Source organism: Micromonospora sp. NPDC003197, assembly GCF_053590565.1.
This window is the reverse complement of sequence record NZ_JBSFTE010000012.1, coordinates 89,451-102,166: the sequence shown is the minus strand read 5'-3', so window position 1 is coordinate 102,166 and position 12,716 is coordinate 89,451. Positions and strand designations below refer to the sequence as shown.

Here is a 12,716-nt window from a genome sequence, read left to right as displayed (position 1 = left end):
TTCCTAACACCAAATGCTCGGGGAACCGGTCAGCTCACCACGGTTTCACGCTTCTGACGTCGCCTCGGGTTTGCGCGCCCGTCGCGTCGCGGGCGGCTACGGTGCCGAGGTGATCGTCTGGATCAACGGTGCGTTCGGGGCCGGGAAGACCACGGTCGCCGCCGAGTTGTGCCGACGGTTGTCCGCCACCCTGCCGCCCGACGGGCCGCGGGTCCGTCGGTTCGACCCGGAACGGGTCGGCTTCGTGCTCCGCCGGATCCAGTCGGTGCCGACCGGAGACTTCCAGGACCTGCCGTCGTGGCGACGCTGGGTGGTACGGGTGGGTCGGCTGCTCGCCTGGAACGGCCGGCTGGTGGTCGTACCGATGTCGTTGTTGCGTTCCGACTACCGGGCCGAGGTCTTCGACGGGTTGCGGGATCGTGGTGTGCCGGTCCGGCAGGTGGTGCTCCGGGTGCCGGAGCCGGTGTTGCGGTCCCGCATCGACGGCGACCTGGTGGAGGCCGGGGCCCGGGCCTGGCGGCATTCCCACGTGGTGCAGGCACTGACCGAGTTGGCCGGTGTCGCCGGCCGGGAGTGGGACACCTATGAGATCGACAATCACGGTAGGACGCCCGCCGAGGTGGCCGGGGAGATCATCGTGCGGTTGGGCCTGGCGGGGGAGCCGGGCCCGGGGTCGGGGCCGGCACCCACGCGCCGAGGTTGACGGGCGGTTACCCTTGCAATGGCCTGGCGGCTATCCGCGCCGGCCGCGCTCTGTCCGCCGGAATTCGACAAACGGGATGTTAAGTCGTGTTTGACACCTTGAGTGACCGCCTTTCCGGGATCTTCACCAAGCTTCGCGGCAAAGGACGGCTTACCGACGCCGACATCGACGCCACCGCCCGGGAGATCCGGCTGGCGCTGCTGGAGGCCGACGTAGCCCTGCCGGTCGTCAAGGGGTTCATCGCCGCAATCAAGGAGCGGGCGCGCAGCGCCGAGGTCTCCCAGGCACTCAACCCGGCCCAGCAGGTCATCAAGATCGTGCACGAGGAGCTGGTTGGCGTCCTCGGCGGCGAGAACCGCCGGTTGCAGTTCGCCAAGCAGCCGCCGACCGTGATCATGCTGGCCGGTCTCCAGGGGTCGGGTAAGACCACCCTCGCCGGCAAGCTGGCCCGCTGGCTCAAGGGGCAGGGACACCAGCCGCTGCTGGTCGCCGCCGACCTGCAACGTCCCAACGCCGTCGGGCAGCTCCAGGTGCTCGGTGGTCGGGCCGGGGTCGAGGTGTACGCCCCGGAGCCGGGCAACGGCGTCGGTGACCCGGTGCAGGTTGCCAAGGCGTCGATCGAGTACGCCAAGCGGGCCGCCCGGGACATCGTCATCGTCGACACCGCCGGCCGGCTGGGCATCGACGCGGAGATGATGGCCCAGGCCGCCGCCATCCGGGCCGCCGTCAACCCCGACGAGGTCATCTTCGTCATCGACGCGATGGTCGGTCAGGACGCGGTCCGTACTGCCGAGGCATTCCGTGACGGGGTCGGGATCACCGGTGTGGTGCTCTCCAAGCTCGACGGCGACGCCCGGGGTGGTGCGGCACTCTCCGTACGGGAGGTCACCGGCCAGCCGATCCTGTTCGCCTCCACCGGCGAGAAGCTGGAGGACTTCGACCTCTTCCACCCGGACCGGATGGCCAGCCGGATTCTGGGCATGGGGGACGTACTCACTCTGATCGAGCAGGCCGAGCAGGCCTTCGACGCCGATCAGAAGGAGAAGATGACCGCCAAGCTGATGGGCGGCGAGCAGTTCACCCTGGAGGACTTCCTCGACCAGCTCATCGCGGTCCGGCGGATGGGTCCGATCGCCAACGTGCTGGCGATGATGCCCGGCATGGGGCAGGTGAAGGACCAGCTGGCCGAGGTCGACGACAAGCACTTCGACCGGATCACCGCGATCATCCGGTCGATGACCCCGGGCGAGCGGACCAACCCGAAGATCATCAACGGTTCTCGGCGGGCCCGGATCGCCACCGGTTCCGGGGTCACCGTCATGGACGTCAACCAGCTGCTCAACCGCTTCGCCGATGCGCAGAAGATGATGAAGCAGATGGGCGGGATGATGGGCCTGCCGGGTGGTGGCCGGCGTAAGGCGACGAAGTCGCCGAAGAACAAGCGCAAGGGCACGAAGGGCGGCGGTCGTTCACGCGGGGCGGTGCAGGGCGGTGGCGGCGGGTTCCCGGGTGGGATGCCGCAGTTGCCGCCAGGGCTGGACCCGAGCGCGTTGGCCGGTGGTCAGGGCCTGCCGCCGGGCTTCAAGCTGCCCAAGCTCGACTTCGGCAAGCTGGGCAAGCGGGACAACGAGCCGAAGGGCTGATCCCCGGCGCGTTGTGGACCGTGAGCGATGTTCTAATCGCCTAGGGTGACAGGGTCCCTGGAAGGAGTAGGCCATGACCGCAGCGCCGATTCTGCCGGAACGGCCGGAGTGGACGGTCGACGACCTTGGTGACCTGCCGAAGGACCTTCCTTACGAGTTGGTCAACGGAAGGTTGATCGTGCCCTCGCCCACCCACCTGCACCAAGACCTGTGTGTCCGAATTCTGCTCGCGCTTGAGGTCAACTGCCCGCCGGAGTACGTGGTTAGCATCGACCTGTCGATGCGGATCGACCTACGCAACGAGCCCCGCCCGGACGTGGTCGCGATCCGGCCCGACCACATCAACCGCAGTCCGGTGCCGGTGCGGGACGCCATTCTGGCGGTCGAGGTGATCTCCCCGGAGTCCACCTTCCGCGACATGTACGACAAGGCGCGGGTCTATGCGCACGCGGGTGTGCCGACGTACTGGGTGATCGACCCGCTCCACGAGCGGATGACGCTCACCGAGATGGTGCTCGGCCCGAAGGGCGAATACGAGCCCACCGTGCACACCGACGACGTGTTCGTCACCGAGCGGCCGTGGAAGGTGACCGTCGACCTGCCGGCGCTCACTGCCCGCAGGGCAGGGCTGCGGGAGCGCGGCGAGGCGTGATCGGGTAGGACTGTGCACATGGCTCTGCATGTGCGTGGCGTGGTGCTGCCCGACGACGAGGTACGCGACCTGTGGCTGGTGGGTGACCGGGTGACGTACACCCCGGTCCCCGGGGCGGAGACCGTCGCCGATGGCGGGTTCGTCCTGCCCGGCCTGGTCGACGCGCACTGCCACATCGGCATCGCCCCCGGGGGTGCCCCGATCGGTTCGCTGGACGAGGCGCGGCGACTGGCGACACTCGACCGGGACGCCGGTGTGCTGGCGATCCGCGACGCGGGCTCGCCGTACCCGTACCCCGAATTGGAGGACGAGCCGGAGCTGCCGCGACTGGCTCGCGCCGGCCGGCACGTCGCGCCCCCGCGCCGCTACCTGCGGGACATCGGGGTGGAGGTCTCGGCGGCGGAGGTCGCCGCCACCGTGGCCGAGCAGGCGCGGGCCGGCAACGGCTGGGTGAAGCTGGTCGGGGACTGGATCGAACGCGACGCCGGGGACCTCGCGCCGGCCTGGGACGTGGACACGATGGCCGCTGCGGTCAAGGCCGCACACGCCGCCGGGGCCCGGATGGCGGTGCACACCTTCTCCGAGTCGGCCGTGGACATCATGGTGCGGGCCGGGGTGGACTCGGTCGAGCACGGCACCGGCCTGAGCCTCGACCTGATCGACGAGATGGCCCGGCGGGGGACCGCCCTGGTGCCCACGATGATCAACATTCAGACCTTCGGGTCCATCGCGGAGCGGGCCGCAGAGAAATTCCCCGGGTACGCCGCCCACATGCTCGCCCTGCGCGACGGCTTCCCCGAGGTGGTGCGCTCGGCGTACGAGGCCGGGGTGCCGATCTACCTCGGCACCGACGCGGGCGGGGGCATCGCGCACGGGCTGGCGGCCAGCGAGATGCTGCTGCTGCACGAGCAGGCCGGCATGTCCCCGGTTGACGTGCTGCGTGCCGCGTCCTGGGGGGCTCGGGACTGGCTCGGCTTCCCGGGACTGGTCGAGGGTGGGCTGGCCGATCTGGTGGTCTACGACAGCGACCCGCGAGCCGACCTGCGGGTGGTACGCGACCCGCACCGGATCGTCCTACGCGGCCGGGTTATCCGCTGACGGCGATCCGGTCAAGGTGCTCGGACCGGAGATCCGGGTCAGTTGCCCAGAGCAGCGATCCGATCGAGCTACTCAGACCGGCGATTCGGGCGATTACTCAGACCAGGAACCTGGGCGGTTACTCAGACCAGGCCGTGTCGGACCGCGAAGACGGCCAGCCGTACCCGGTTCGACGCCCCGGTCTTGGTCATCGCCGCCGAAACGTGGGTCTTCACCGTGGTCACGCCCAAATGCAGCCGCTCACCGATCTCCGCGTTGGACAGGCCCGCCCCGACCAGGGCCAAAACCTCCGACTCTCGAGGCGTCAACCGCACATCCGATGGGTGCAGCTCGGCCTCCGCCGTACCGGTATGCGCCGTTACCGCTGCCACTACCAACCGCCGCAGCACCGTCGGACTGAACGGACTGTCCCCGGCGGCGGCCCGCCGGATGCCGTCCAGCAGATCGTCCGGTGCCGCGTCCTTCACCAGGAATCCACACGCGCCCGCTGCCATCGCCGGATAGAGGTGGTCGTCATCGTCGAAGGTGGTCAACACCAGCACCCGTGCCGATGGCCGGGCCTGGATGATCCGCGCAGTCGCCTGTGTGCCGTCCATCCCCGGCATTCGCAGATCCATCAAGATCACGTCCGGCGCGGTACGGGCCGCGAGCTGCACCGCCTCCTGCCCGTTACGCGCCTCGCCGATCACCGCCAGGTCGGGCGACGCCTCGCACAGCATCCGCAGTCCTGCCCGTACCAGGGTCTGGTCGTCGACCAACAGCACCCGGATCACCGCTTGTCCCCTCCGCTGTCACCCGCCGCCGGCAGCAGCGCCGACAACCGCCAACCCGGCCCGTCCCGGCCCACCGTCAGTGATCCGCCCAGCACCGCGACCCGTTCCCGCATGCCGATGATCCCGTGACCGCCCGTCGCGTCCGTGATCGTCGACCCCACCGCCCGGCCGGCCGACAGTTCCGGGTGCTCCCGACTGCCTACCGCGCCTGACGGCAGTCCCGGGTAGCGTTGGCCGCCACCGCCACCGTCGTCGGCGATGTCGACTTGTGCCGTACCGGCCTCGATCAACCGTACCGACACCGTCGTCCGGGCCTGCGGCCCCGCGTGCCGGGCCACGTTCGCGAGCCCTTCCTGGGTCAACCGCAGCACCGCCAGGCCACGCATCGTGTCCAGCCCGGCGATGCCGGGGTCGATCTGTGCGGACACCGACAAGCCGAGCCGTTCTGCCCGATCCACCACCTCGGACAGTGCAGCCGGCAACTCGCCGGGCTCCACCAGCCCCACCTGGCCACCACCGACCGGGTCTCGTAGCACGGTCACCAGACGCCGTAGATCCGCCAGGGTCGCCACCCCGCTGCCGTGCACGTCGTCGAGCACCTCACGCACCTTCGGGTCGGCGTCGTGCAACACGTGCCGGGCCACCCCGACCCGCAACACCATCGAGGCGACGTGGTGGGCGACGAGATCGTGCAGTTCCCGGGCGATCGCCGTACGTTCGTCGGCCCGGGCCGCCCGGGTCTCCGAGCGCCGCCGCAGCCGCTCCTCCTCCGCGCGCCGCTCCGCCTGCGCGGAGAGCAATCGCACCGACCGGACGTACGCCCCGAGCAGCACCGGGACCAGCGTCACCACGGCACCCCGGTAGAGCGTCGACCAGGACAGCTCCACCAGGTACACCGCCAGCAGCGGTACCGCCCCGGATACGCAGTACCAGCCGGAGCGGCGCATCGCCAGTTCGAACAGTGCGACCCCGGCGCCGACCTTCACGATGACCGGGCTGACATCGCCCGCCCACAGGGCCACCGCCAGCAGGACGGCCTGCACCAGAGGACTGGCCAGCGGCCAGCGTGCGCTGCCTGCGTACACCAGCACTGAGGCGCCGGACAGTAGCCAGTCGATGATCGACGGCTCCGCCGAAGGACCACGGGCCAGCAGGTACCCGACGGCCAACGCCGCGAGGATGGCCAGCCGGAGCGGCCACGCCCGGGTCTCGAACAGCACGCTGATCCGCGGGAGGGTCACCCGTGAAAGGTAGCCAGGGCAGGAGCGCGGAAAGGTCCTCCCCGGGCAGGAGCCGCCTCCTGCGAGAGGCCGGCCCGGCGGCCGTACACACCGGCCTGCGGGCCGACGTTGCGGCGTGCGCCCGTACCCAGACTCGAATGCGGCGGGTGAACGTCGCCCGCCAGCCGAGGAAGGGACGTCATGACAACCCCCAACGAACACGTCGAACCGCCCATCGAGTCGACCACCGCCCCCGTCGAGGCGACCGCCCCCGCTGAGCCGGCCACCGCCCGTGCCGAGTCGAGCGCCACCCGCGCCGGGTACAGCCGTCGAAGGCTGATCGGCACCGGGGTGGCCGGGGTCGGTGCCGGAGCCGTCGCCGGTCTGGTCGGCGGGCTGGCCCTCGGTCGTACCGCACCGAGCCCCGAAATCCGCCCCGGCGGCAACCAGCGCTTCGCCGACAAGGTCGTCCTGATCACCGGCGCCACCTCCGGGATCGGCCGCGCCGCTGCCATCCAGTACGCCGCCGAAGGCGGGCAGGTCGGCTTCTGCGGCCGGCGGGAGAACCTGGGCCGGGACGTCGAGCGCCAGATCCGCGCGGCCGGTGGGGAAGCCACCTACGTACGCGCCGACGTCCGCGACGAGTCGCAGGTCCAACGGTTCGTCGACACGGTCGCCGAGCGGTACGGCGGCATCGACGTCTGCTTCAACAACGCCGGCATCACGGTCCAGAAGCCGTTGCACGAGTACACGGCCGACGAGTGGGACGACGTGGTCGGCACCAACCTGCGCGGTGTCTTCCTGGCGCTGAAGTACCAGATTCCGTACCTGCGGCGTCGGGGTGGCGGTGCCGTCCTGGTCACCTCCTCCTCCAACGCCATCTCCACCAGCGGCGGGAAGGCCGCGTACGCCGCCTCCAAGCGGGCCCTCGTCGGCCTGGTGCAGAGCGCCGCCCACGACTACGCCGCCGAGAACATCCGGATCAACACCCTGCTGCCGGGCACCACCAAGACCGACTTCGTCCGGCGACTGGCCGGGGCGGCGGACCTGCCCGATGTGGCGTGGGACGTCATGGCGGCCCAGTTCGGCAAGTCCAGCGTGCCGGGAGTGGGGCGGTTGGCCACCGCTGAGGAGGTGGCCGCATTCGCCGTCGCCCTCACCTCCGGCGACTTCCCGTACGCGACCGGAGCGCAGATGGTGCTCGACGGTGGCAAGACGGCGTACGCCGGGTAAGGGGCGTCGTAGGTCGGCGAATAGGATGTGCGGTTATGGCACGCGTGCTCACTCCCCGGGCGGAAGACTTTCCCCGCTGGTTCCAGGACCTGATCGCCAAGGCGAAGCTCGCCGACAACGGGCCGGTGCGGGGCACCATGGTCATCCGACCGGCCGGCTGGGCCATCTGGGAGCGGATGCAGGCCGAGATGGACGCCCGGATCAAGGTGACCGGGGCGGAGAACGCGTACTTCCCGCTCTTCATCCCGGAGAGCTACCTGAAGCGGGAGGCCGAGCACGTCGAAGGCTTCTCGCCGGAGCTGGCCGTGGTCACCCACGGCGGCGGCAAGCAGCTTTCCGAGCCGGTGGTGGTCCGACCCACCAGCGAGACGGTCATCGGCGAGTTCATGGCCAAGTGGATCGACTCCTACCGGGACCTGCCGCTGCTGCTCAACCAGTGGGCGAACGTGGTCCGCTGGGAAATGCGGCCCCGGATCTTCCTGCGGACCACCGAGTTCCTCTGGCAGGAGGGGCACACCGCGCACATCGACGAGGCGGACGCCCGGGCCTACGCGCGTCGGATCCTGCACGAGGTCTACGAGGACTTCATGGTGCGAGAACTGGGCATCCCGGTTCTGGTCGGGCTGAAGACCGCCCGGGAGCGGTTCGCCGGGGCGACCGCCACCTATACCTGCGAAGGCATGATGGGTGACGGCAAGGCGCTGCAACTGGGCACCAGCCACGAGTTGGGGCAGAACTTCGCCAAGGCGTTCGACATGACCTTCACCTCGGCGAGCGGCAGCGTCGAGCACGCCTGGACCACCTCGTGGGGCACCTCCACCCGGATGCTCGGTGGCCTGATCATGGTGCACGGGGACGACAACGGGCTGCGGGTGCCGCCCCGGCTGGCCCCGGTGCAGGCGCACATCATGGTGGTCAAGGCCGGCGACGGGGTGATCGAGGCGGCGGCGAAGCTGCGCGACGCGCTGCGCGACGCCGGGGTCCGGGTCGCCCTCGACGACCGGGTGGACACCCCGTTCGGCCGCCGGGCCGTCGACGCCGAGCTCAAGGGCTATCCGGTACGCGTCGAGGTCGGCCCCCGGGATCTCGCCGCCGGTAACGCGGTGGTGGTCCGGCGTACCAACGGGTCGAAGACCCCGGTTCCGGTGGCCGACGTGGTGGCCTCGGTGCTCGCCGCCCTCGAAGCGGACCAGAAGGCGCTGTACGACGAGGCGCTGGCCCTACGCGAGTCGCGGACCACGACGGTGGCGACCCTGGACGAGGCGATCGAGGCGGCGGCGACCGGCTGGGCCCGGGTGCCGTGGTCGGCGGTGGGTGAGCAGGGCGAGCTTGCGGCCAACGGCAAGGGTGTCACCGTACGCTGCCTGGTCCGGGCCGACGGTTCGGTGCCGGATTCAGCCGACGAGCCGGACCTGGTGGCCGTCCTGGCCCGCGCGTACTGATGCTTTGATGTTAGGAAGGGCCCTTTCTTATCGCTTTTTGCATAGGAAGGGGCCCTTCCTAACCGCGCAGCGGTCGGAGTGCGGGCGGGCGGTCGCCCTGTGCCGGGGCGGTAGGGTGCGCACATGGGATTTCAGCCCGGCGAAGTGATCCTGCACCGTAACGTCCGCCGTGGGCGGATCGGCTGGGTTCGCCCGGCACGGGTGGTCAGTGACGACGCGCGGGGGCTGCTGCTCTGGATCGCCCGAGACACTCCGGTGGCCAGTGAGGTGGCCGACGATGGTCGCGGCATGCGGAAGATGCCGTTCGCTGAGTGGATCACCCGGTCCTACCAGTTGGCGGTGAGCATCTGGAACGGCCCGCCGCTGCTGAAGTTTCTGCCGACGGAAGGGGCGTACTCGGTCTGGTGGTTCCAGGCCGAGGCTGGTGGGTTTGCCCGGTGGTACGTCAACCTCGAAGAGCCTGGGGTCCGCTGGGACGATGGTGCCGTGGCCGGGGTCGATGTGGTGGACCAGGACCTCGACGTCGTGATCGAGCCCGACCGGAGTTGGTGCTGGAAGGACGAGGACGAGTTCGTCGAGCGGCTCGCCTTTCCTGAGCACTACTGGGTGGCCGACGAGGCGGCGGTACGGGCCGAGGGCGAGCGTGTGATCAAGATGGCCGAGGCGGGGGAGTTCCCGTTCGACGGCACCTGGTGCGACTTCGTCCCGGACCCGACCTGGACCGTGCCGACGCTACCGCCCGGCTGGGACCGGCGACCGGCCCGCCCCTGACGCCAACCGGGTGCTCAGCCCCTCGGCAACCTGTCGTTCGGCAGCGGTGAGCAGGCTCCTCAGCAGGTCGGAGTCGATGGCGAGGGTGCTCCGCGGGCTGACGTGGCCGAGGGGGCGCCTCGGCCGCCGGATCCGTCTGGCACAATGGTGAGCTGGTATCCGGCACGCGTGCGGCGCCCTCTAACCCGGGCGCGTTGCCAGTCCACCCGAGTAGTCTCCGGCTCAAACCCCACTGAGCTGGCCGGCTCTCACCCGCGCACCGCCCGACTGGGCCGGTGAGAATCGCAACAGGAGCGAACACACGTGGCCGTTAAGATCCGGCTCCTGCGGATGGGCAAGATCCGCAACCCGCAGTACCGCGTCGTCGTCGCCGACTCGCGCACCAAGCGCGACGGCCGGGCGATCGAGTTCATCGGCATCTACCAGCCGAAGGAACACCCTTCGGTGATCGAGATCGACTCGGAGCGGGCCCAGTACTGGCTCTCCGTCGGCGCCCAGCCGAGCGAGCCGGTGCAGCGTCTGCTGGAGAAGACCGGCGACTGGCAGAAGTTCAAGGGCCTGCCGGCCCCGCCGCCGCTGCTGGTAGCCCCCGAGCGGGCCGACCGCAAGGCCGCCTACGAGGCCGAGGCCAAGGCGGCGGCTGGCGTGGCCGAGACGACCGCGAAGCCGGCGAAGAAGTCCGCCAAGGCGGAGGCCCCGGCCAAGGCCGAGGCAGCGGCGGAGGTTCCGGCAGAGGCCCCGGCCAAGACCGAGGAGCCGGCCGAGGCGGGTTCCGGTGAGCAGGGCTGAGGTGGCCCTCCGGCCAGCGCTGGAGCACCTGGTCAAGGGCATAGTCGATCATCCTGACGATGTGCGTGTCCGGATGATCGATTCGCGCCGGGGTAAGCGGCTTGAGGTGCGCGTGCACCCCGAGGACCTGGGCACGGTCATCGGGCGTTCCGGGCGTACCGCCAAGGCGCTCCGCCAGGTGGTCGGGTCGATCGGCGGCCGTGGCGTACGCGTCGACATCGTCGATTCGTACTGATGCAGCTGATCGTCGGCCGTATCGGAAAACCGCACGGTATCCGCGGTGAGGTCACCGTGGAAGTGCGGACCGACGAGCCCGAAGCGCGTTTCGCCGCCGGTTCGGTGTTGCACACCGAACCGGCGGTCCCGGTCAGAGGAGCGCCCGCCGCCGTCGCGGACCTTGGTGAGCTGGTACGGGTGCCCGACCAGCTGACCGTCGAGGCCATCCGCTGGCATCAGGGGCGACTGCTGGTCGCCTTCGACGGCGTCTACGACCGCAATGTCGCCGAGGCGTTGCGCGGCACCCTGCTCTGGGTGGACAGCGCCCAACTGGCCCCGCCCAGCGACCCGGACGAATTCCACGACCACCAGTTGGTCGGCCTGGCCGTGGTCAACCCAGCCGGGGAACGGCTCGGCGAGGTGGCCCGCATCGACCATGCGCCCGCCTCGGACCTCCTGGTTCTGCGTCGCCCCGAGGGGCGTACCGCGCTGATTCCGTTCGTTCGGGCGATCGTCCCAGAGGTGGATCTAGCCGGGGGACGGGTCGTGGTTGACCCGCCGGAGGGGTTGCTCGACCTGTGAGTCGTCATGCGCGTTGACGTCATATCCATCTTTCCGGACTATTTCGCCCCGCTGGACCTGTCGCTGATCGGCAAGGCACGGGCCAGCGGGACGCTGGACCTGGCCGTACACGATCTGCGGACCTGGACCCACGACGTGCACCGTACGGTGGACGACACGCCCTATGGCGGCGGTCCCGGCATGGTGATGCGGCCCGAGCCGTGGGGATCCGCGCTCGACGCGGTCGCCCCGGTGTTGGCGGACGGGCCGCCGCCGCATCTGCTGGTGCCCAGCCCGGTCGGGCGGCGGTTCACCCAGGAGTTCGCCTACGAGCTGGCGGCGCAGCCGCACCTGGTCTTCGCCTGCGGCCGGTACGAGGGCATCGACCAGCGGGTCCTGGACCACGCTGCCACCCGGATGCCGGTGACCGAGGTATCGCTCGGTGACTACGTGCTCTTTGGCGGCGAGGTGGCCGTGATCGTGATCCTGGAGGCGGTGACCCGGCTGCTGCCCGGGGTGCTGGGTAACGCCGACTCGCTGGATGAGGAGTCGCACGCGCACGGCCTGCTGGAGGCCCCGGTCTACACCAAACCGCCCGCCTGGCGCGGGCATGAGGTGCCGGCGATCCTGCGTTCGGGCGACCACGGCCGGATCGCCCGCTGGCGGCGAGACGAAGCGCTGTTGCGCACCGCCACCCGGCGGCCGGACATGCTGGCGGCGCTGCCACCCGGGGCGCTGGACAAACGGGACGTCGCGACGCTCACCGGGGCCGGATTTCAGGTGCCGGTCGAGGATGTGGCAAAGTAGTACGTTGCCGCAGTCGTCTGCGGTTGCCGCAGCTCGCCCGCGCCGCGAGCGGCTGCGAGGATCCCCACCGGGTCAGTCGTGAGATAGCTGGTCACGAACGAGACAGCTGGTCACGAACGAGACAGCTGGTCGTGAGACAGCTGGTCGCGAGCTGGCCCACTGGGGTTCAGAATCACCCATTCGCGTACCGACGACCGGTACGCCGCGACCCTTACGAGGATGCAGCGATGAACACCCTGGACGCCCTTGACGCCCAGTCGCGCCGGGCCGACCTCCCTGACTTCCGTGCCGGTGACACCGTCAAGGTGCACGCACGGGTCGTTGAGGGTAACCGGTCCCGGGTCCAGATCTTCCAGGGCACCGTCATCCGGCGCCAGGGCTCGGGCCTGCGGGAGACCTTCTCCGTACGGAAGATGAGCTTCACCGTCGGGGTCGAGCGGACCTACCCGATCAACAGCCCCGCGATCGACCGGATCGAAGTTGTCACCCGCGGTGACGTGCGCCGGGCGAAGCTCTACTACCTGCGTGAGCTGCGGGGCAAGAAGGCCAAGATCAAGGAGAAGCGCGAGAAGCAGCCGAGCTGATCCTCGCTCACTCCGTTCCCGCGTCGATCCGGCTGTCCGCTGGGTGGGCACGGGACACCGTGGTCGTGACGCCATGGTCACGATGAATCATGACGCGATGTTCGTTGACGCCATGATCGTGACGCGATTCGTGGCAGCGGGACACATCTACGCTACCGCCCGGGGAGCCGGTATCAGGGCTCCCCGGGCGGTAGCGTTGTATTCCGGGATCGGGGAGATGTGTA

General features: G+C 69.9%; 14 protein-coding genes. 12 read left to right on the top strand and 2 right to left on the bottom strand.

The genetic code is table 11. The features are described from left to right. The first annotated feature begins 109 nt into the window (after window positions 1-109). The 4 genes from ACWDV4_RS15715 to ACWDV4_RS15700 all read left to right on the top strand — a co-directional run bounded on the left by ACWDV4_RS15715 (window position 110) and on the right by ACWDV4_RS15700 (window position 4,096). Window positions 110-703, top strand: a complete 594-nt coding sequence (locus ACWDV4_RS15715) for an AAA family ATPase (protein ID WP_449978943.1) — start codon at window positions 110-112, stop codon at window positions 701-703. A gap of 86 nt (window positions 704-789) precedes the next feature. Beyond that, window positions 790-2,346 carry a signal recognition particle protein gene (gene ffh / locus ACWDV4_RS15710; protein ID WP_449978941.1) on the top strand — a complete coding sequence of 519 codons (1,557 nt, stop codon included), beginning with the start codon at window positions 790-792 and terminating at the stop codon, window positions 2,344-2,346. 73 nt (window positions 2,347-2,419) lie between these two features. Then, window positions 2,420-2,998, top strand: a complete 579-nt coding sequence (locus tag ACWDV4_RS15705; protein ID WP_449978938.1) for a Uma2 family endonuclease — start codon at window positions 2,420-2,422, stop codon at window positions 2,996-2,998. An 18-nt stretch (window positions 2,999-3,016) separates the two neighbouring features. After that, window positions 3,017-4,096, top strand: coding sequence for an amidohydrolase family protein (locus ACWDV4_RS15700; RefSeq protein ID WP_449978936.1), 1,080 nt, complete (start codon window positions 3,017-3,019; stop codon window positions 4,094-4,096). A 122-nt stretch (window positions 4,097-4,218) separates the two neighbouring features. Here ACWDV4_RS15700 and ACWDV4_RS15695 read toward each other — a convergent pair whose 3' ends face one another. Both ACWDV4_RS15695 and ACWDV4_RS15690 read right to left on the bottom strand, forming a co-directional pair. Next, on the bottom strand, window positions 4,219-4,869 hold the full coding sequence (locus ACWDV4_RS15695; RefSeq protein ID WP_449978933.1) for a response regulator: 651 nt from the start codon (window positions 4,867-4,869) through the stop codon (window positions 4,219-4,221). After that, window positions 4,866-6,110 (bottom strand): sensor histidine kinase, encoded by a 1,245-nt coding sequence (locus tag ACWDV4_RS15690; protein ID WP_449978931.1) that lies wholly within the window; start codon window positions 6,108-6,110, stop codon window positions 4,866-4,868. The genes ACWDV4_RS15695 and ACWDV4_RS15690 overlap by 4 nt, the downstream gene beginning before the upstream one ends. A 180-nt stretch (window positions 6,111-6,290) precedes the next feature. Here ACWDV4_RS15690 and ACWDV4_RS15685 point away from each other — a divergent pair, with 180 nt between their 5' ends. The 8 genes from ACWDV4_RS15685 to rplS all read left to right on the top strand — a co-directional run bounded on the left by ACWDV4_RS15685 (window position 6,291) and on the right by rplS (window position 12,492). Continuing rightward, window positions 6,291-7,322, top strand: coding sequence for an SDR family NAD(P)-dependent oxidoreductase (locus ACWDV4_RS15685; RefSeq protein ID WP_449978928.1), 1,032 nt, complete (start codon window positions 6,291-6,293; stop codon window positions 7,320-7,322). Window positions 7,323-7,357: 35 nt separating this feature from the next. Beyond that, entirely contained in the window at window positions 7,358-8,764 is a 1,407-nt protein-coding gene (proS, locus tag ACWDV4_RS15680) for a proline--tRNA ligase (RefSeq protein WP_449978926.1), read from the top strand. Between the two features lie 123 nt (window positions 8,765-8,887). Next, window positions 8,888-9,535, top strand: a complete 648-nt coding sequence (locus ACWDV4_RS15675) for a DUF402 domain-containing protein (RefSeq protein ID WP_449978923.1) — start codon at window positions 8,888-8,890, stop codon at window positions 9,533-9,535. Between the two features lie 303 nt (window positions 9,536-9,838). After that, window positions 9,839-10,324, top strand: coding sequence for a 30S ribosomal protein S16 (gene rpsP, locus ACWDV4_RS15670; RefSeq protein WP_449978920.1), 486 nt, complete (start codon window positions 9,839-9,841; stop codon window positions 10,322-10,324). Between the two features lies 1 nt (window position 10,325). After that, window positions 10,326-10,559 (top strand): RNA-binding protein, encoded by a 234-nt coding sequence (locus ACWDV4_RS15665; RefSeq protein ID WP_184539299.1) that lies wholly within the window; start codon window positions 10,326-10,328, stop codon window positions 10,557-10,559. Next, window positions 10,559-11,122, top strand: coding sequence for a ribosome maturation factor RimM (gene rimM / locus ACWDV4_RS15660; protein WP_449978917.1), 564 nt, complete (start codon window positions 10,559-10,561; stop codon window positions 11,120-11,122). Before ACWDV4_RS15665 ends, rimM begins: the two co-directional genes overlap by 1 nt. A gap of 6 nt (window positions 11,123-11,128) precedes the next feature. Further along, entirely contained in the window at window positions 11,129-11,908 is a 780-nt protein-coding gene (gene trmD / locus ACWDV4_RS15655) for a tRNA (guanosine(37)-N1)-methyltransferase TrmD (RefSeq protein WP_449978914.1), read from the top strand. A 227-nt stretch (window positions 11,909-12,135) separates the two neighbouring features. Continuing rightward, complete coding sequence (rplS, locus tag ACWDV4_RS15650) at window positions 12,136-12,492, top strand: 50S ribosomal protein L19 (RefSeq protein WP_449978911.1); 357 nt, start codon at window positions 12,136-12,138, stop codon at window positions 12,490-12,492. The last annotated feature ends 224 nt before the right edge of the window (window positions 12,493-12,716 follow it).

Bases quoted from the DNA above. Each gene is read 5' to 3' on its own strand.
- ACWDV4_RS15705 (WP_449978938.1), top strand. From the start codon at position 2,420: ATGACCGCAGCGCCGATTCTGCCGGAACGGCCGGAGTGGACGGTCGAC.
- ACWDV4_RS15700 (WP_449978936.1), top strand. From the start codon at position 3,017: ATGGCTCTGCATGTGCGTGGCGTGGTGCTGCCCGACGACGAGGTACGC.
- ACWDV4_RS15685 (WP_449978928.1), top strand. From the start codon at position 6,291: ATGACAACCCCCAACGAACACGTCGAACCGCCCATCGAGTCGACCACC.
- proS (WP_449978926.1), top strand. From the start codon at position 7,358: ATGGCACGCGTGCTCACTCCCCGGGCGGAAGACTTTCCCCGCTGGTTC.
- ACWDV4_RS15675 (WP_449978923.1), top strand. From the start codon at position 8,888: ATGGGATTTCAGCCCGGCGAAGTGATCCTGCACCGTAACGTCCGCCGT.
- rimM (WP_449978917.1), top strand. From the start codon at position 10,559: ATGCAGCTGATCGTCGGCCGTATCGGAAAACCGCACGGTATCCGCGGT.
- trmD (WP_449978914.1), top strand. From the start codon at position 11,129: ATGCGCGTTGACGTCATATCCATCTTTCCGGACTATTTCGCCCCGCTG.
- rplS (WP_449978911.1), top strand. From the start codon at position 12,136: ATGAACACCCTGGACGCCCTTGACGCCCAGTCGCGCCGGGCCGACCTC.